General features: G+C 48.0%; 16 protein-coding genes. All 16 read left to right on the top strand.

The features are described from left to right. Positions 1-66: 66 nt before the first annotated feature. The 16 genes from tsf (at position 67) to tilS (ending at position 17922) form a co-directional block, all read left to right on the top strand. A complete protein-coding gene (tsf, locus tag XMG48_RS07610) occupies positions 67-927 on the top strand; it encodes a translation elongation factor Ts (protein WP_173481455.1) in 861 nt (286 codons plus the stop codon). Positions 928-1019: 92 nt separating this feature from the next. Then, positions 1020-1769 carry a UMP kinase gene (gene pyrH, locus XMG48_RS07605; RefSeq protein ID WP_173481454.1) on the top strand — a complete coding sequence of 250 codons (750 nt, stop codon included), beginning with the start codon at positions 1020-1022 and terminating at the stop codon, positions 1767-1769. Continuing rightward, the gene (frr, locus tag XMG48_RS07600) at positions 1769-2326 is read left to right on the top strand and encodes a ribosome recycling factor (RefSeq protein WP_173481453.1); all 558 of its coding nucleotides are present in this window, start codon (positions 1769-1771) and stop codon (positions 2324-2326) included. Before pyrH ends, frr begins: the two co-directional genes overlap by 1 nt. A gap of 41 nt (positions 2327-2367) precedes the next feature. Beyond that, positions 2368-3129: an isoprenyl transferase gene (locus XMG48_RS07595; protein WP_173481452.1), complete on the top strand. Its 762-nt coding sequence runs from the start codon at positions 2368-2370 to the stop codon at positions 3127-3129. Next, on the top strand, positions 3122-3928 hold the full coding sequence (locus tag XMG48_RS07590) for a phosphatidate cytidylyltransferase (protein ID WP_173481451.1): 807 nt from the start codon (positions 3122-3124) through the stop codon (positions 3926-3928). The genes XMG48_RS07595 and XMG48_RS07590 overlap by 8 nt, the downstream gene beginning before the upstream one ends. 9 nt (positions 3929-3937) lie before the next feature. Continuing rightward, a complete protein-coding gene (gene rseP / locus XMG48_RS07585; protein ID WP_173481450.1) occupies positions 3938-5290 on the top strand; it encodes an RIP metalloprotease RseP in 1353 nt (450 codons plus the stop codon). 21 nt (positions 5291-5311) lie between these two features. Continuing rightward, positions 5312-7585 carry an outer membrane protein assembly factor BamA gene (bamA, locus tag XMG48_RS07580; RefSeq protein WP_173481449.1) on the top strand — a complete coding sequence of 758 codons (2274 nt, stop codon included), beginning with the start codon at positions 5312-5314 and terminating at the stop codon, positions 7583-7585. Further along, positions 7585-8079, top strand: coding sequence for an OmpH family outer membrane protein (locus tag XMG48_RS07575; protein WP_173481448.1), 495 nt, complete (start codon positions 7585-7587; stop codon positions 8077-8079). The genes bamA and XMG48_RS07575 overlap by 1 nt, the downstream gene beginning before the upstream one ends. Before the next feature lie 7 nt (positions 8080-8086). Continuing rightward, positions 8087-9118, top strand: a complete 1032-nt coding sequence (lpxD, locus tag XMG48_RS07570; protein ID WP_254443599.1) for a UDP-3-O-(3-hydroxymyristoyl)glucosamine N-acyltransferase — start codon at positions 8087-8089, stop codon at positions 9116-9118. A 15-nt stretch (positions 9119-9133) separates the two neighbouring features. After that, complete coding sequence (gene fabZ, locus XMG48_RS07565; RefSeq protein WP_173481446.1) at positions 9134-9571, top strand: 3-hydroxyacyl-ACP dehydratase FabZ; 438 nt, start codon at positions 9134-9136, stop codon at positions 9569-9571. A gap of 2 nt (positions 9572-9573) precedes the next feature. Next, complete coding sequence (lpxA, locus tag XMG48_RS07560) at positions 9574-10344, top strand: acyl-ACP--UDP-N-acetylglucosamine O-acyltransferase (protein WP_173481445.1); 771 nt, start codon at positions 9574-9576, stop codon at positions 10342-10344. Beyond that, positions 10304-11497: a lipid-A-disaccharide synthase gene (lpxB, locus tag XMG48_RS07555; protein ID WP_217363613.1), complete on the top strand. Its 1194-nt coding sequence runs from the start codon at positions 10304-10306 to the stop codon at positions 11495-11497. The genes lpxA and lpxB overlap by 41 nt, the downstream gene beginning before the upstream one ends. Then, a complete protein-coding gene (gene rnhB, locus XMG48_RS07550) occupies positions 11497-12099 on the top strand; it encodes a ribonuclease HII (RefSeq protein ID WP_173481444.1) in 603 nt (200 codons plus the stop codon). Before lpxB ends, rnhB begins: the two co-directional genes overlap by 1 nt. 1 nt (position 12100) lies before the next feature. Further along, positions 12101-15592 carry a DNA polymerase III subunit alpha gene (dnaE, locus tag XMG48_RS07545; RefSeq protein WP_173481443.1) on the top strand — a complete coding sequence of 1164 codons (3492 nt, stop codon included), beginning with the start codon at positions 12101-12103 and terminating at the stop codon, positions 15590-15592. 93 nt (positions 15593-15685) lie between these two features. Continuing rightward, positions 15686-16645 (top strand): acetyl-CoA carboxylase carboxyl transferase subunit alpha, encoded by a 960-nt coding sequence (accA, locus tag XMG48_RS07540; RefSeq protein WP_173481442.1) that lies wholly within the window; start codon positions 15686-15688, stop codon positions 16643-16645. Then, positions 16645-17922, top strand: a complete 1278-nt coding sequence (gene tilS, locus XMG48_RS07535; RefSeq protein WP_173481441.1) for a tRNA lysidine(34) synthetase TilS — start codon at positions 16645-16647, stop codon at positions 17920-17922. The genes accA and tilS overlap by 1 nt, the downstream gene beginning before the upstream one ends. The last annotated feature ends 27 nt before the right edge of the window (positions 17923-17949 follow it).

The following is a 17949-nucleotide window of genomic DNA, read 5'->3' as shown; positions in this document are numbered from 1 at the left end:
AAAAGGGGGAGCCAGGCTCCCCTTTTTTAGATTTACCTAACTAATTTCTTAAATGAGGATTGCAAAATGGCAAATATCTCTGCGGCAATGGTAAAAGAGCTGCGTGATCGTACTGGCCTAGGCATGATGGAGTGTAAAAAAGCACTTGCTGAGTCTGGTGGTGATGTTGATAAGGCGATTGAAGATCTACGTAAGTCTTCAGGTCTAAAAGCTGCTAAAAAAGCTGGCCGTACTGCTGCTGACGGTGTTGTTGTGGTTCGTGTTGCTGACGACAACAGCTACGGTGTAATCGTTGAAGTTAACTCTGAAACAGACTTTGTTGCTCGTGACGAAGGTTTCCTTGGTTTTGTTAGCCAGGTAGCTGACAAAGCGTTTGCTGATAAGCAGACAGATGTTGCAGCTCTAATGGCTGGTGACCTTGAGTCGGCTCGTGAAGCGCTAGTTCAAAAGATTGGCGAGAACATTACTGTTCGTCGTATCGCTCTTGTTGAAGGTGCAGTCGTTGCTGGATACGTACACAGCAACAACCGTATCGCTTGTCTTGTCTCTCTTGCAGGTGGTGACACTGAAGTGGCTCGTGACGTTGCTATGCACGTTTCTGCAGCTAACCCTCGTGTGTGTAAGCCTGAAGATATGCCACAGGAAGAGCTTGATCGCGAGAAAGAGATCATCATGGCTCAGCCTGACATGGAAGGTAAGCCACAAGAGATCAAAGAGAAAATGGCAATCGGCCGTGTTAAGAAGTTCCTTTCTGAAAACAGCCTTGTTGAACAGGCGTTCGTTAAGAACCCAGAGACAACTGTCGGCAAACTTATCAAAGATGCTGGTACTGACATCAACGGTTTCACCCGCCTAGAAGTTGGTGAAGGCATTGAAGTTGAGAAGAAAGACTTCGCTCAAGAGGTAGCAGAGCAGCTGCAAGGCTAATTCTGTACTAAACTAGCCCTGCCGACTTGCGGGGCTAGTTGTTTTCGATATACCTTTATCACACTTCTTTTAATCGCCTGCCGGGGGTGCCCATGCCTGTAAACAAGCCTAACTCCAAATATAAGCGAATTCTTCTGAAATTAAGCGGTGAAGCTTTAATGGGAGAAGAGAACTTTGGTATCGATCCAAAAGTTCTTCATCGAATGGCTCTGGAGATCGGTCAGTTAGTGGGTATCGGCGTTCAGGTCGGTCTAGTGATTGGTGGTGGTAACCTGTTTCGCGGCGCTGCGCTAAGTGAAGCAGGATTGGATCGAGTGACTGGCGACCATATGGGTATGCTAGCCACTGTGATGAACGCACTTGCAATGCGTGATGCACTCGAACGCTGTAATATTGCGACGCGAGTGATGTCGGCAATTCCGATGAGCGGCGTTGTGGATCACTATGATCGTCGAAATGCGATGCGTTACCTGTCACAAGGTGATGTGGTGATCTTCTCTGCTGGTACCGGTAACCCTTTCTTTACAACCGACTCTGCTGCCTGTCTGCGCGGCATTGAGATCGAAGCCGATGTGGTACTTAAGGCAACTAAGGTTGACGGCGTCTACACTGCGGATCCTATGAAAGATCCAACGGCTGAGCGCTACGACCGTCTAAGTTTTGATGAGGTGCTTGAGCGTCAGCTGGGTGTGATGGATATGACAGCAATCTGTCTGACCCGTGACCACGATATGCCCGTGCGCGTTTTCAATATGAACAAGCATGGTGCTCTTGTTAACCTAGTTGTAGGTGGCGACGAGGGTACATTGATCGATAGCGGCAGCGCTAACGGAGATAAATAATGATTACTGAGATTGTTCAAGACGCTGATCAGCGTATGTCAAAAAGCGTTGATTCTCTTGTAGAGCAGTTTAAAAAAATTCGAACAGGTCGTGCGACCCCTGCCATTCTTGATTCTGTGATGGTCCACTACTACGGTTCTGATATGCCGATTCAGCAGGTTGCTAACGTGACGGTTGAAGATGCGCGTACACTGTCGATCATCCCATGGGAAAAGAACATGGTTCCTGAGATCGAAAAAGCGATCATGAAATCAGATCTTGGTCTTAACCCAGCGACAGCCGGTGATGTTATTCGCGTGCCAATGCCAGCGCTGACCGAGGAGACTCGTAAGGGCTATATTCGTCAGGCACGTGGCGAAGCTGAGAATGCTCGAGTGGCTGTGCGCAATGTGCGTCGTGATGCTAACGGTGATATTAAAGATCTTTTGAAAGAGAAAGAGATAACAGAGGACGATGCGCGTCGTGGCGAAGATCAGGTTCAAAAAGAGACTGATAAGCACGTTGCTGAGATCGACAAGCTGTTGGCTCAAAAAGAGAAGGATTTGATGGAGATTTAATCCATCAAATTCGCGCACAGCGCATTAGGATACGACCTTTAATGGCCGATAATAACGATAACACCGTCAATACACGTCCTGCTCCACGCCATATTGCCGTCATTATGGATGGCAATAACCGTTGGGCCAAAGAGCGTCGCTTGCCGTCTCTCGCCGGTCATAAAGCGGGCGTCGATAGTGTCCGTGATGTCATTCAAGGCTGTATGGAGTCAGGGGTTGAATCTCTGACTCTTTTTGCCTTCAGTTCTGAGAACTGGCGCCGTCCTGAAAAAGAGGTCCGTGGTCTGATGGATCTCTTCAAGTTTGCCCTCGATCGTGAGGTTAAAAAACTCGTCAAAAATAATATTCGTCTTCGTGTCATTGGTGATAAGTCTGGTTTTTCCGAATCACTACAGCAGCGCATCGAAAAAGGCGAACAAGCGACTGCCCACTGTACTGCGCTTAATCTGAATATTGCAGCTAACTACGGTGGTCAGTGGGATATTGCTCATGCGGTTCAGCAGATTGCTGAGCAGGTCAAGCAGGGCGAGCTAGAACCTACCGATATCAATGCAGATCTTATTTCAAAGCATGTCTCACTGGCCGATCAGCCTCTGCCAGATCTCTGCATCAGAACGGCCGGTGAACAGCGAATCTCTAACTTTTTAATCTGGCAATTCGCTTACACAGAGTTCTACTACAGCGATCTCTACTGGCCAGACTTTAACCGCGAAGAGCTTCTCAAAGCGGTTGATAACTTCCAAACGCGTGAGCGTCGATTTGGCCGAACCAGTGAGCAACTGGAGGCCGAAAGTCATGTTTAAACAGCGCGTCATTACCGCTTCAATTTTGGCGCCATTGGCGCTAGGTTCGGTTTTCCTTCTACCTTTGTCTGGGTTTGCTATCGTTATGGCGCTTGTGATGATGATTGGGGCCTGGGAGTGGGGTAATTTCGCGCTCTATTCACGTCGCATGCGAGCGCTCTTTGTGGCGTTAGTGGGAGTGGTAATCGCAGCGATCTACCCATTTGTTACTGCTTTGACGCTCCCTATATTAGTTGTCGCAGCGCTATTTTGGGTGTTTGCGATTACTCGGGTGGTTCGCTACCCAAAGACCCTAGGTATCGATGGGACTGTGACTAAGTTGATTACCGGTCTGTTGGTGCTAGTCCCTGCTTGGGTGGCGATGGTGGGTCTGAAAACCCATGAGAGCGCGCATCTATTACTACTGCTGCTGTTTTTGTTGGTTTGGGGTGCTGATATAGGCGCCTACTTTGCCGGTAAGCGCTTTGGTCGAGTTAAGCTTTTACCTAAAGTTAGTCCTGGCAAAACGCGTGAAGGGGTTTATGGTGGTTTGTTAGCGGCCATGATGATCGCTCTTGGATTCTCGATTGTCTTAGGTCTCTCTTCTACTTCTATTATTCTGCTGATGGCGCTCTCTGCTTTGGTGGTGGTTGTCTCTGTATTTGGCGATCTGTTTGAGAGCATGTTTAAGCGTGAACGTGGTATCAAAGACAGTGGTGTGATCCTGCCAGGTCATGGTGGCGTACTGGATCGTGTCGACAGTCTTACGGCTGCTGCACCGCTGTTTTTGTTAGGAATTCAACTGCTTCCGATTCTTTAAGGGTAAGTGATGGATTTTATCCAAACGGTTCTCTCTCTTCTTGTAACACTTGGCATACTGGTCACCATTCACGAGTGGGGGCACTACTGGGTAGCTCGTCGTTGTGGCGTTAAGGTGCTTCGCTTCTCTGTCGGCTTTGGTAAACCTATCTGGATGCGCAAGGGTAAAGATGGCACTGAGTATGCTGTCGCCTCCATCCCTTTAGGTGGCTATGTTCGAATGCTCGACGAGCGCGAAGGACCGGTTCCAGATGATCTAAAGTCCCAAGCATTCAACAACAAAAGCGTCTATCAGCGAATTGCGATCGTTGCTGCGGGTCCTCTTGTTAATTTGATCTTTGCCCTATTCGCGTATTGGTTCCTATTCATATGGGGGGTGACGGTTGTAAAACCTGTCGTTGGCGCTGTTGCACCTGACTCCCTTGCAGAGCAAGCCGGTCTTCAGCCCAATTATGAGATCGCTGAGATTGACGGGCGAGAAGTGCTCTCATGGGAGGAGATCAATTTAGCGTTGGCAGCACGAGTGGGTGAGACAGGTGTATTAACTCTTCGTGCAGGTGAACCTAATTCTGGTTGGTTAAGAAACTACTCGGCTGATCTGCAAACTTGGGATGTTGATCTAGAGACCACTTCGCCACTTCGAGCCTTTGGCTTGTCACCCTGGCAGCCAGAAGTGCCTGCCGTTATAGGTCAAATCTCTCCTGATGGCCCAGCTTATAAAGCAGGTCTGCAAGAGGGCGATAGGGTCGTCAGCATTGACGATACGCCTATCGATAACTGGATGGCTTTGGTTGGCAAAGTGCAAGCTTCTTACGATACCGATCTTCGATTTGAAATTGTTCGTGATGAACAGTCCGAAGAGGTGATTGTAAGACCCGGCCTAAGACCCGGCAGTGATGCCTTAGTTGGCTATATCGGTGCCGGCGTTGTCGTCCCTCAGTGGCCAGACGATATGTTAAGGGATCTCTCTCAGGGGCCGGTGGATGCTCTAGTGAGTGCCTACGAAAAGACCGTTCAGATGATTGGACTGACGCTGGACTCGATCAAGAAGATGATCGTTGGTGTCATTTCAGTGAAAAATCTGAGTGGCCCAATTACGATCGCTAAGGTGGCCGGCGCTTCGGCATCATCAGGGTTGGAATCCTTTATCAGTTTTTTGGCCTATCTCAGCATCAGTTTGGGTGTGCTAAATCTTTTACCAATTCCGATGCTAGATGGCGGTCATTTAGTGTACTATTTTGTAGAACTGATTCGAGGTCGTCCTGTCAGCGAGCGTACCCAAGCTTTCGGAATGAGGTTGGGTATGGCGCTGTTGTTTAGTTTGATGGCCATTGCATTTTTTAACGATTTAGCGCGTCTTTAAGCGTACTAGAGGAATCACTGGATGAAACGCTTCACACTCTTATCACTGTTAGGACTTATCTTCTCGGTCCATGCTATTGCCAGTGATTTTGCCGTCGATGACATTCGTATCGAAGGTTTGCAGCAGGTTGATCCAGCCATTGTATTCCGAAATTTTCCGATTAATCGTGGTGATCTTGTCGATCAACGAGCTCTCAATGATGCGACAAAAGATCTGTTCGAATCCGGTTATTTTGATGATGTAGAGCTACTCAAAGATCAAGGTGTGTTGATTGTTCGAGTTAAAGAGCGCCCGTCCGTTGCGCTGATTCGTCTTGAAGGTAACGACATGCTTAAAGATGAGCAGCTTATGGGTGCTCTAGAACAAGCTGGCGTTCAAGAGGGAGATATTTTTCGACGGGCTGCATTGGATAAAATCCGCTTAGAACTTCTTCGTGTCTACAATGAGGCCGGTCGCTACACCGCTGAGGTGACTACCGAGGTTGAACAGTTAGAGTCCAATCGTGTGGCGATTAATGTTGAGATTACAGAGGGTCAAACGGCCGTTATTCAGAAGATCAACATTATAGGAAATACCGTATTCAGCGATGAAGAGTTGCTTGACCTGTTTGATTCAGGCTTAACCAACTACCTCTCTTGGTGGACCGATAACGATAAATACGCAAAAGAGCGCTTAAGTGCTGATATTGAGCGTATGACCAGTTTTTATCTGGATCGTGGCTATTTGAAATTCAATGTTGACTCTACCGATGTCTCAATCAGCCCAGATCAGAAACAGATTTTTATCACGATAGCGATCAACGAGGGCGAGTTATTCACTCTTAGTGATGTAAAAGTGGCCGGTGATATCGCAGAATATGCTGAAGAGTTAAATGCAGCACTGCTTGTCTCTACAGGAGATACCTTCTCTAGAAAATTGGTGACTGAAACTCAGTCAGAACTCAATGAGATTATTTCAGGCTACGGTTACCTGAATGCTCGCGTATCCGTTGTTCCTGAAGAGAAGGGTGAGGGTAAGGTTGATTTAACCTTCTTCGTTGCTCCAGGAAAGTTAACTTACGTTCGTCGTATAGAGATTCGTGGTAACTCAACAACTGCAGATGAAGTGATTCGTCGTACCATGCCGCAAATGGAGGGTACGGTAGCGGTCGGCAAAGATATTAAACGCTCCAAAGAGTTGTTGGATAAAACAGGCTACTTTACTAAGGTTTCGATCAATACCAAGCCCGTTGTTGGGGTTGAGGACCAAGTCGATGTGGTCATCGATGTTGAAGAGGGCCTGCTAGGTCAAATCAGTGCCGGTGTTGGTTACTCAAGCTCAGAGGGGTTGGGTTATCAAGCTGCATTCCAACAGGATAATTTCTTAGGATCAGGTACCAGTTTTAACGCCTCATTCAATATGTCTGACGTCGTTACATCGGTAGCCTTCTCTTACGATGACCCTTACTACACCCTCGATGGTGTTGGCCGCGGTTTTGGCTTCTATGTAAGCCAAAAAGATTATGCAGAAGCTGATATCTCAGACTATGACGTCAACTCTATTGGCGGTGATGTGAACTTCTCCTACCCAATCGACGAGTACCAGCGCCTTCGTTTTGGTCTAGGTATCGATAAGACTGATATTGTTTTAGGTACTAATGCACCCAAATTTATTACTGACTTTACCGATGTTGAAGGTAAGGATTACCTGACCTATAAATTGACAGGTTCTTGGACCAGTAACCGACTCAATAGTGCTATGTTCGCGACTCGCGGTACTTACCAATCTTTAAGTACTGAAATAGCGGTGCCTGGCGGTGATTTGAGTTTCGCCAAGGCAACCTACACTGGTAAGTACTACTACCCATTTGACCGACAAGAGACTTTTGTTGGCGCTTTGCGCACTCGAGTAGGCTACGCCGACTCCATTGATGGCGGTAACTACCCCTTCTTCGAAAACTATTTTGTCGGTGGTTTGACCAGTGTGCGTGGTTATGCGGCTAATACTATTGGTCCAAAATCTGCAGATGGTGCAAGTGTAATAGGTGGTAACGGATTGCTATCTGGTTCTGCTGAGTTCATCTTCCCAATGCCCTTTGTCGAAGATAAAGACTCTTGGCGCACTCTATTCTTTGTAGATGGTGGCTCTGTCTATCAGGACGATCCTAGTTTTGATGATATGAGATACTCAGCGGGTATAGGCATATCATGGATCACGCCGATTGGTCCTCTCTCTATCTCAAGTGCTAAAGCCCTGAATGCTTCTTCTGATGATACAGAAGAGCAGGTTCAGTTTGCGATTGGGCGTATGTTCTGATGTTGAAAAATCTCCTAGTTTCTCTGGCAATCCTTACTACCTCCGTAGCGTATGCGGGTCAGGCTGTTGTATTGGATGTCCAAGCGGCGCTTCAGTCGAGTAATGCTGCAGAGGCCTTTCGCGCTGATTTAGTCAAAAGCACTTCCCAGCAAGAGTCTCAGGTTCGTGATCTAGAGACACAGGCTAAGAAGATGCAGTCTGATTTTGAGTTGAACAAGGGGCTGCTGACTCAAGAACAGATTCAGCAAAAAGATCTCCAATTCAAGAAAGTCTATGGCGAGTATCAGCGACAGCTGCAAGCGCTTCAGCAGCAGCGAGCGGCTATGGAGAAAGAGTTTTTAGAGGGTATGCGTCCTAAGTTGGATCAGGTCATCAAAGCGCTTATTGATGAAGGCGATATTTCGCTGATTATCAATCGTCAGTCGGCTATCTATGTTGAGCCTAGAATCGATATTACAGGTGAGATTATTAAACGCCTGAATGCCCAAGAGTGACTGGGGTTTGACTGATTTTTCCGAAAAAGCGTCCGATTTAGCTCTTCGCGTTGGTGGAGAGCTTGTTGGTAGTGATTGTCTAATCTCTGGGATGTCTACCCTTGATAAAGCGGGTATCGGTCAGCTCTCTTTTCTATCCAACGCCAAATACCAAAAACAGCTTCCAGACACTCAGGCTGAAGTCGTTCTAGTCAGTGCAGAGTTCGTTGATCTGGTCCCCAATAGCGCTATTGTCGTTGCTAATCCCTACCTAGCCTTTGCAAAGTTATCGCAGCTGTTTGATTGGCGTGGTCCTTTAGTCGCTGGAATTGCGCCGACTGCAACAGTAGACCCTACTGCCGAGATCGACCCCTCTGCTCAGATTGCGGAGGGTGCAATTGTTGGCGCTCAAGTTAAGGTGGCTGCCCATGCCTATGTGGGTCCCAACGTGGTCATAGGTGAGGGTGTATTGCTCGGTGAGTCAACACGGCTTGAAGCGAATGTAACCCTCTATCCTGGAGTTTCCATCGGTAAGCGATGCATTATTCATTCTGGTGCTGTGATTGGAGCCGATGGGTTCGGTTTTGCTCATGACGGTCAAGGCTGGGTAAAAATCGCCCAAGCCGGTGGTGTGATTTTAGGTGATGATGTTGAGGTCGGTGCAAACACAACGATCGATCGCGGTGCTCTGTCGGATACTTTGATTGCTAATGGTGTGAAATTGGATAATCAAATTCAGATTGCACACAATGTTGAGATCGGAGAGTCAACGGCCATAGCTGGTTGTACTGCAATTGCGGGTAGCACTCGTATCGGCTCTCATTGTACTATTGCAGGTATGAGCGGTGTCACGGGGCATTTAGAGATTGCCGACCGAACCCACATCACGGCGATGACTTTGGTCAGTAAATCAATCAAAGAGTCGGGTGCTTACTCATCGGGTACTGGGGTTGAACCTCACGCTCAATGGAAGCGAAATGTGGTCCGGTTTAAGCAACTTGATGAGTTGTCCCAACGCGTTAAAAATCTAGAAAAGCTTGTAAAAAAGCTTGCTGAATAAGGCTAAAAACTGAATATGATGGATGTAAATGAGATCCGTAAATACCTTCCGCACCGCTACCCTTTTCTATTGGTTGACCGCGTTGTAGAACTAACACCCGGTGAATCCATTGTCGCTTACAAGAATGTGACCGTTAACGAACCTTTCTTTAACGGCCACTTCCCTGATCATCCCGTCATGCCGGGTGTCTTGATTGTTGAAGCGATGGCTCAAGCGGCCGGTATTCTTGGTTTTAAAACCATGGATAAAACACCTCAGGATGGTTCGATCTACTACTTTGTGGGTGCCGATAATCTGCGTTTTAAACGCCCAGTAGTGCCTGGCGACCGCCTTCAGCTTGAAGCGTTGGTATTGTCTGAAAAACGCGGTATCTGGAAGTTCCAAGTTAAAGCGACGGTTGAAGGTGAAACGGTTAGCTCGGCAACCATTCTGTGTGCTGATAGGAAGGTCTGATTTTGATTCACCCGCAAGCTATTATCGATCCCTCTGCTAAGTTGGCAGAGGGTGTTGAGGTTGGACCTTGGAGTTACATCGGACCTGATGTCGAGATCGGTGCAAATACTCGTATCGAATCACATGTTGTCGTCAAAGGCCCGACCAAAATCGGTAGCGGAAATCATATATTTCAATTCGCATCTGTGGGCGAAGATTGCCAAGATAAAAAGTATGCCGGTGAACCCACAGAGTTGATCATCGGTGATAACAACGTTATTCGAGAAGGCGTAACGATTCACCGCGGAACAGTTCAGGATAAAAGCCTGACGCAGATTGGCAGTCATAACCTTCTGATGGCCTATGTCCATGTGGCCCATGACTGTGTTGTCGGTGATCATACGATTTTGGCCAATAATGCAGCCTTAGCTGGGCATGTTCATGTTGGTGATCATACGATATTGGGCGGTTTTACAGCTGTTCATCAGTTCTGTCACATTGGTGCACATGTTATGTGTGGTGCCGGTACTGTTGTGCTCCAGGATATCCCCTCTTACACCCTTGCAACCGGTAATCCCGCATCACCACACGGCATTAATGCTGAAGGTCTAAAACGTCGAGGCTTCTCATCTGAGTCGATCCGTGCGCTTAAGAATGCCTATAAAACGATCTACCGTAAAAACCTTACTCTTGCGGATGCGATCGCTCAACTAGAGTCGCTTGAAGCTGGCGAGTCAGCATTGACCCCATTGATTGAGTCGCTACGTCACTCCTCTCGTGGAATCATCCGTTAATTCAACTAGACCCATTAAGATTGCTATTGTTGCTGGAGAAGAGTCCGGTGACATTCTTGGCGCTGGGTTGATCAGTTCGTTAAAGAAGCGCTATCCCAATGCCACATTTGAGGGGGTAGGAGGCCGTCGAATGATTGCTCAGGGCCTTAATTCAGAGTTTCCTATGGAGCGTCTGTCGGTTATGGGTCTGGTGGAGGTCTTAAAACGGCTTCGCGAACTTTTAAAACGGCGCAAGAAGTTAATAGAAAAGTGGTTGCAAACACCCCCCGATCTTTTTATTGGCATTGATGCTCCCGACTTTAATTTAGGTCTTGAGAGAGTCTTAAAAGAGCGTGCCATCCCAACGGTTCACTATGTCAGCCCCTCGGTTTGGGCCTGGCGAGAGAAACGTCTAAAAAAGATTGAACAGTCGGTTGATTTGATGCTCTGCTTTCTCCCTTTTGAAGCGAAGTATTACAAAGATACTCAGGTTAAGGCTCAGTTTATTGGCCATCCATTAGCCACTCAGCTGCCACTCTCTATTAGTCAAAGCCAAGCCAAAACGGCTCTTGGTCTGAGTGATGCGAGTCCCGTATTGGCTCTGATGCCAGGAAGTCGCAGTTCTGAAGTGGGTAAGTTGGCACCCCCGTTCATTGAAACGGCACTCGCGCTTTGCAGTAAGATTCCCAATCTTCAGGTCATCCTTCCAGCCGCTAACGAAGCCCGTTATCAGCAGATAGCCCTGTTAATTCGAGAGGCTCAGGCAGAGAGTAAGATTAAACTTGTTCAAGGCTCCTCGCAGGAGTGTTTGATGGCGGCAGACTCAGTTTTGATTTCGTCCGGTACGGCAACACTGGAAGCGATGCTCTGTTCAACGCCTATGGTGGTGGCCTACAAAATGGCCCCGCTGAGTTATGCGATTATTTCTCGAATGCTAAAAACTCCCTATGTATCCCTGCCTAACCTATTGGCAGGCAGAGCATTGGTTCCCGAGATTTTTCAGTCTGATGTGAGGGTCGAGGTATTAGAGCCTCTGGTTTTACAAAGTCTGACGGATAGCCATTACATTCAATCGCTGCAGCAGGAATTTTCTGATCTGTCTGGGCTAATTCGCCAAGATGCCGATGAGCAAGCGGCAGAAGCTGTATCCACACTATTGGAGTTTAGAAGCTGATGCAGCCTCAAGAATTTAACTTTGCTGAGCACTCTCTCTTTGCCGGTGTGGACGAAGTAGGGCGAGGACCGCTTGTTGGCGATGTGGTTGCAGCAGCAGTGATTCTCGATCCTAACAATCCTATTGAGGGGTTGATGGATTCGAAAAAGCTGTCTGAAAAGCGTCGTGAAGCTTTGTCCATTGAAATTAAAGAGCGAGCGTTGTGCTGGTCAATCGCGGTTGCAACGCCGCAAGAGATTGATGAATTGAATATTTTGCACGCGACAATGCTGGCGATGAAGCGAGCGGTGTTGGGTTTATCCCAAGTGCCTGATCATGTCTATGTGGACGGTAATCGATGCCCCGAGATTCCTTACTCTGTTGAAGCGGTAGTGAAAGGTGACTCAAAAGTCGCAGAGATCAGTGCGGCTTCTATCATTGCTAAGGTACATCGTGATCATCAAATGCTAGAATTGGACGCACAATTTCCGCAGTATCAATTTGCCAAACATAAAGGCTACCCGACGCCGGCTCATCTTCAACTGATACAAGAGCACGGGGTATTACCGGAATATCGTCGTTCATTTGCGCCAGTAAGGCGCCTAATAGAGGGGAGTCAGTAGAATGACTGACGCATCGTTCGTCCATCTTCGTGCGCACTCTGAGTTCTCACTCTATGATGGTCTGGTTCGTGTTAAAGAGCTAGTTAAGCATGCTGCACAGGCGCAGATGCCCGCTGTTGCGTTAACCGATCAGACCAACTTCTATGCGTTGGTTAAGTTCTTCAAAGCGGCCACTGCGGCGGGGATTAAACCAATCTGCGGGGTCGATTTTTGGGTGGTAGATGATGCCGATCCGGAGTCGCCACCGACCCAGTTGACGCTGCTCGTTAAAAACGGCTTGGGTTATCGTAATCTCACCGAACTGGTCTCTAGAGCCTATGCCGAAGGTCAGTCACTCGACCCTGAGCGTGCGCTTATCTATAAAAGCTGGATTGCTGAAAAATCTGAGGGTGTGATCGCGCTCTCGGGCGGTCGCCGTGGGGAGATAGGTCAGGCGATCCTATCTGGTCAGGCGGATTTAGAGGCTCGTCTGCAATATTGGATGGATCTTTTTCCAGATGCCTTCTATCTGGAATTGGTTAGAACAGGGCGCTCTGATGAAGAGACGGTCATCCATAAAAGTATCGAGCTTGCCCAGTCGCTGGGTTGTCCTGTCGTTGCAACCAATGAAGTGATGTTTGTCCGCGAGGATGACTTTGATGCTCATGAAGCGCGAGTCTGTATTAACCAGGGGCGCACTTTGGATGATCCTACGCGCCCAAGAGATTACTCTGATCAGCAATATTTCAAATCCTCTGAGGAGATGATTGAGCTCTTCTCTGATATTCCCTCAGCGATCGAAAACAGCGTTGAAATCGCCAAACGATGCAACATCGAGATTGAACTTGGAACTTACTACCTGCCAAGATTCCCAATACCTGAAGGGGTGTTGATGGATGACTACTTCAGGAGAGTGTCTGAAGTCGGTTTAGAAGAGCGCCTCGATTTTCTTTTTGATCGAAACTCCGAAGAGTTTGCTGAGATTCGTAAGGCTTATGATGAGCGGTTGAAGTTTGAGCTGGATATCATCATCCAGATGGGTTTCCCAGGTTACTTCCTGATCGTCATGGACTTCATTAAATGGGCTAAAGAGAATGGTATTCCTGTAGGGCCAGGGCGTGGTTCGGGTGCCGGCTCATTGGTCGCCTATGTCCTTAAAATTACCGACCTTGACCCACTTGAGTACGATCTTCTGTTCGAACGTTTCCTTAACCCGGAACGTGTTTCGATGCCGGACTTTGATATCGATTTCTGTATGGATAATCGAGATCAAGTCATTGACTACGTCGCTCAAACCTATGGGCGCGATGCCGTTTCGCAAATCATTACCTTCGGTACCATGGCGGCTAAAGCGGTGGTTCGAGATGTGGCGCGTGTTCAAGGTAAGCCCTTCGGTCTTGCTGACCGCCTCTCTAAATTGATCCCATTTGAAGTGGGAATGACACTCAATAAAGCTTGGGAGCAGGAAGAGGCGCTTCGCGAGTTCGTTGAAGGCAGTGAAGAGGCTCAAGAGATTATGGAGATGGCCTACAAACTCGAGGGGGTTACTCGAAATGTAGGTAAGCACGCCGGTGGTGTGGTGATCTCTCCAACCAAACTGACCGATTTCTCGGCAACTTACTGTGATGCTGAAGGTCAGGGCTTGGTGACCCAGTTTGATAAGAATGATGTTGAAGAAGCGGGTCTCGTTAAGTTCGACTTCTTGGGCCTTAGAACCCTGACTATCATTGACTGGGCACTTGAGACCATCAATAAACAGAAAGAGATTGAAGGCGAAGAGCCGCTGCGAATTGAAGCGATCGATTTAGAGGATCCAGAGGTCTACGCTCTACTCAAGCGTGCAGAGACTACGGCGGTTTTCCAGCTCGAATCCAGTGGTATGAAAGATTTGATTCGTCGTCTCTTGCCGTCACGTTTCGAAGATATCGTCGCACTGGTGGCCTTGTTTCGTCCAGGTCCTTTGCAATCGGGCATGGTTGATGACTTTATCAACCGTAAGCATGGCCGCGCTGAGATGGCTTGGCCTCACCCTGATTACCAGCTGGATTCTCTTCAACCGGTTTTGGAGCCGACTTACGGCATCATTCTCTACCAAGAGCAGGTCATGCAGATCGCTCAGGTGATGGCGGGTTATACGCTGGGCGGAGCGGATATGCTGCGTCGAGCGATGGGTAAGAAAAAACCAGAAGAGATGGCGAAACAGCGACATCTTTTCATTGAGGGCTCAAGCGCTCAGGGCATTGATGAAAAACTGGCCGGTAATATCTTTGACCTGGTTGAAAAATTTGCGGGTTACGGATTTAACAAATCCCACTCGGCTGCCTATGCATTGGTCTCTTACCAAACAGCTTGGCTAAAAACCTACTATCCAGCGCCATTCATGGCTGCTGTTATGTCCTCTGATATGCAGAACACCGACAAGGTGGTGATCTTCATTGAAGAGTGTCGTCAAATGAAGCTTAAAGTACTGCTTCCCGACGTTAATTTGAGTGAGTTCAAATTTACGGTGGGTCCAAATCAGGAGGTTGTCTACGGGCTTGGAGCGGTTAAAGGCGTAGGTGAGGGTCCTGTTGAAGCGATCATGGAGGCTCGGAAATCGGGAGCGTTTAAAGATCTGTTCGATTTCTGTAAACGAGTAGGGTCTAAAAAACTCAACAAGCGAGTGCTTGAATCCTTAGTACGCTCTGGTGCTGTTGATGCCTTAGGTCCCAATCGAGCGGTGTTGTGGGCCGCTATACCTGCAGCTTTGCAGTCGGCCGATCAAGATGCGCGCAATCAAGATGCGGGAATGTTCGACCTGTTTGGTGAGTCTGAAGAGGTTGTCGATGCCGATCCTTTCGAGCAGTTCATGAATGCTCGCGAGTGGAGCGACAAAGAGCGTCTGAATGGCGAGAAGGATACCCTCGGTCTTTACGTGACGGGTCACCCTATTGATGAGTATGAGTCTGAATTAAAACACTTTGTTTCTCGCAAACTACAAGAGCTTCAACCGGCTAGAGGGCGAGCTCAAAAAATGGCCGGCTTGGTTGTCGACCTGCGTGTTAAAAAGACCAAGCGAGGCGAAAATCTCTGCTTTGTAACCTTGGATGATCGATCTGCTCGTATCGATGTGAGTCTGTTTGGTGAAACCTATGATGAAGCGCGTCGTCTGATTCAAAAAGATCAGGTGATTGTGGTGGAAGGAGAGGTGGCTCAAGACGACTATAACGGTGGCCTCAAGGTGCGTGGGCAGCAGGTATTAAGTGTCGCGGATGCCCGTATTCGTTATGCGAAGTCGTTAACGATTAAGGCCGACGCAAAGGGATTAACTCAACAAAGCTTGAGAATGTTGCAGGACTCTTTGAAAAAAGCACGCGCTTATCAGCAGGGTATGCCTGTTGTGATTGACTATAGCTGTGCTGAGGCGAAGGGTCGGATTGAGCTTGGCTCAGAGTGGATTGTCTCTCCTGATGACGACCTGATGCAATCACTTCGCGAGCAGTTTGGTAATCAGAGCGTCTCGCTGATCTACTAGTTTTCCTGACAGTATTTAGCCACCTAGGGTGGCTACTTTTTTGCGTGCGCGGTAGAATTCAACAATCAGTTTTATCTTTTAGAAGCGAATTGTATGAACCCCAACTACCTTGATTTTGAACAGCCAATTGCTGATCTGGAAGCAAAGATCAATGAACTTAAACACGTTGGCGAAGATAATGAGAGTATCAATCTCTCTGACGAGGTATCGCGCCTTCGTGAAAAAAGTCACTCTCTGACTCGTTCAATCTTCTCTGACCTGAGTGCTTGGCAGGTTTCTCAATTAGCTCGCCATCCGCAACGCCCATACACTCTGGACTACATCAAATACATCATCGATGAGTTTGAAGAGATTCATGGCGATCGTCATTTTGCTGATGATCAGGCGATTGTGTGTGGTATTGGTCGTTTGGATGGTCAGCCTGTTGCTGTGATTGGTCATCAGAAAGGTCGTGAAGTCAAAGAGAAGGTTCGTCGCAACTTTGGTATGCCTCGTCCAGAAGGTTACCGTAAAGCACTCCGTGTGATGGAGATGGCAGAGCGATTCAACATGCCGATTCTTACCTTTATCGATACTCCAGGAGCCTACCCAGGCATCGATGCTGAAGAGCGTGGTCAATCCGAAGCGATTGCATTCAACCTTGCGAAAATGTCTAAGTTGAAGACGCCTATTATCGCAACAGTGATTGGTGAAGGGGGTTCTGGTGGTGCATTGGCTATCGGTATCTGCGATGAGCTACTAATGCTTCAGTACTCAACTTACTCAGTCATCTCTCCAGAAGGCTGTGCTTCAATTCTATGGAAAAGCGCAGAGCGTGCTTCAGACGCAGCTAAAGCGATGGGTATCACGTCTGAGCGTCTCCACGAACTGGGTCTGGTTGATCAGATTGTTGCTGAACCGCTGGGTGGTGCGCACCGTGATCCCGCGTTGATGGCCGCTAGTCTTAAGCAGCAGTTGCAAGCCTCACTGAAAAAACTGACTGGCCTAGCTGATCAAGAGTTGCTGGATCAACGTTATCAGCGAATTCTCTCTTACGGCGCCATTGGTCGTTAATGAGCAATAAAACAGCCGCAGATATTCGAGAGAGTCTGCGGTTTTTTTTTCTACAACATCCCCATATTGAGCATTGGGTCGTTGCCTACAGCGGCGGTCTAGACTCAAGCCTGCTTCTTAAGCTCTGCTCTGACATACTCCCTCCTGATCGCTTGTCAGCAATGCATGTTAATCATCAGCTGCAAAGCGGCTCTGATAGCTGGGAGCGATTTTGTGCTGAATCATCATCCGAATGGGGTGTCACTTTTGAATCAGTAAAAGTGACCTGTGACTCCTCGTCTGAAGAGAGCGCAAGGCAGGCGCGTTACTCTGCATTTAACAAGCGTTTAAAGCCCAAAGAGGCTTTGCTGCTAGCCCACCACCAAGATGACCAAGCCGAAACGGTCCTCTTTAACCTCTTTAGAGGCTCAGGTGTTAATGGGCTTTCGGGAATTGCTTCAAATAGGACAGTTGGGGGAGGAGAACTTTTCAGACCGCTTCTGAATACGACAAAGTCTGATATCGAGTCAGCGGCTAAAGAGTTGCACATTGCTTGGGTGGATGATCCCAGCAATCTCGATACAAGCTTTACCAGAAACTGGATTCGTAGAGAGTTGTCGGGTGTTTTGAGCGCTCAATGGCCTGACTGGAAATCTAAGCTGGCTAAAACAGCGTCACGCTTGAGCGAAGCGAGTCAATTGCATGAAGCGCTGGCGCAGATGGATCTTGAACGTTGTCAGCTAGAGGAGGGGGTTCTCTCCTTAGCACTCCTGTTGCAGCTCTCACTGGCACGTAAGAAAAATCTTCTCTATCACTGGTTAAGTTCTGCTGGTCAGAAGGTAGGCTCGGAGAAACAGCTGGAATCGATTGCAAAGCTGGATGTAAAAGCAAAGGGTGAATGGCAATTTTCCACAGTGATTTTGCGCGCCTATGATGAGAAGTTATTTTTATCACCTGATATTGAACGTCAACCCTGTGAGTCCATTGAGTGGGTGGTGTCTGATGAGACAGTGACATTTGGTCCTGGTCAGTTGAGCGCCATTAGATCTGAGACTGGTCTGCCGGTAGATATGAAACTAACTCTTCGAGCTCGAGAGCCAGGTGAGTCTGTTTACATTGAGTCTCGCGGGGGGCATGTCAGTATTAAAAAACTGATGAATGAGCATCGAATCCCGCCTTGGTTAAGAGAGTGTTGGCCAATTGTCTGTTCATCGGGTCAGGTGGTGGCGATTCCTGAAATATGGCTGGATGAAAAAGTCTGCGTTAAAGACGGATTTTTACTAAATTGGGTCGTTTGATGTTTGTTACCAAAGCGCTCTTTTGGT

The sequence above is a fragment of the Marinobacterium sp. xm-g-48 genome (genome assembly GCF_013282925.1).
Taxonomy (GTDB): Bacteria; Pseudomonadota; Gammaproteobacteria; order Pseudomonadales; family Balneatricaceae; genus Marinobacterium_E.
Note: the sequence above shows the minus strand (reverse complement) of the source record. Positions and strands in the feature narration are given on the sequence as shown.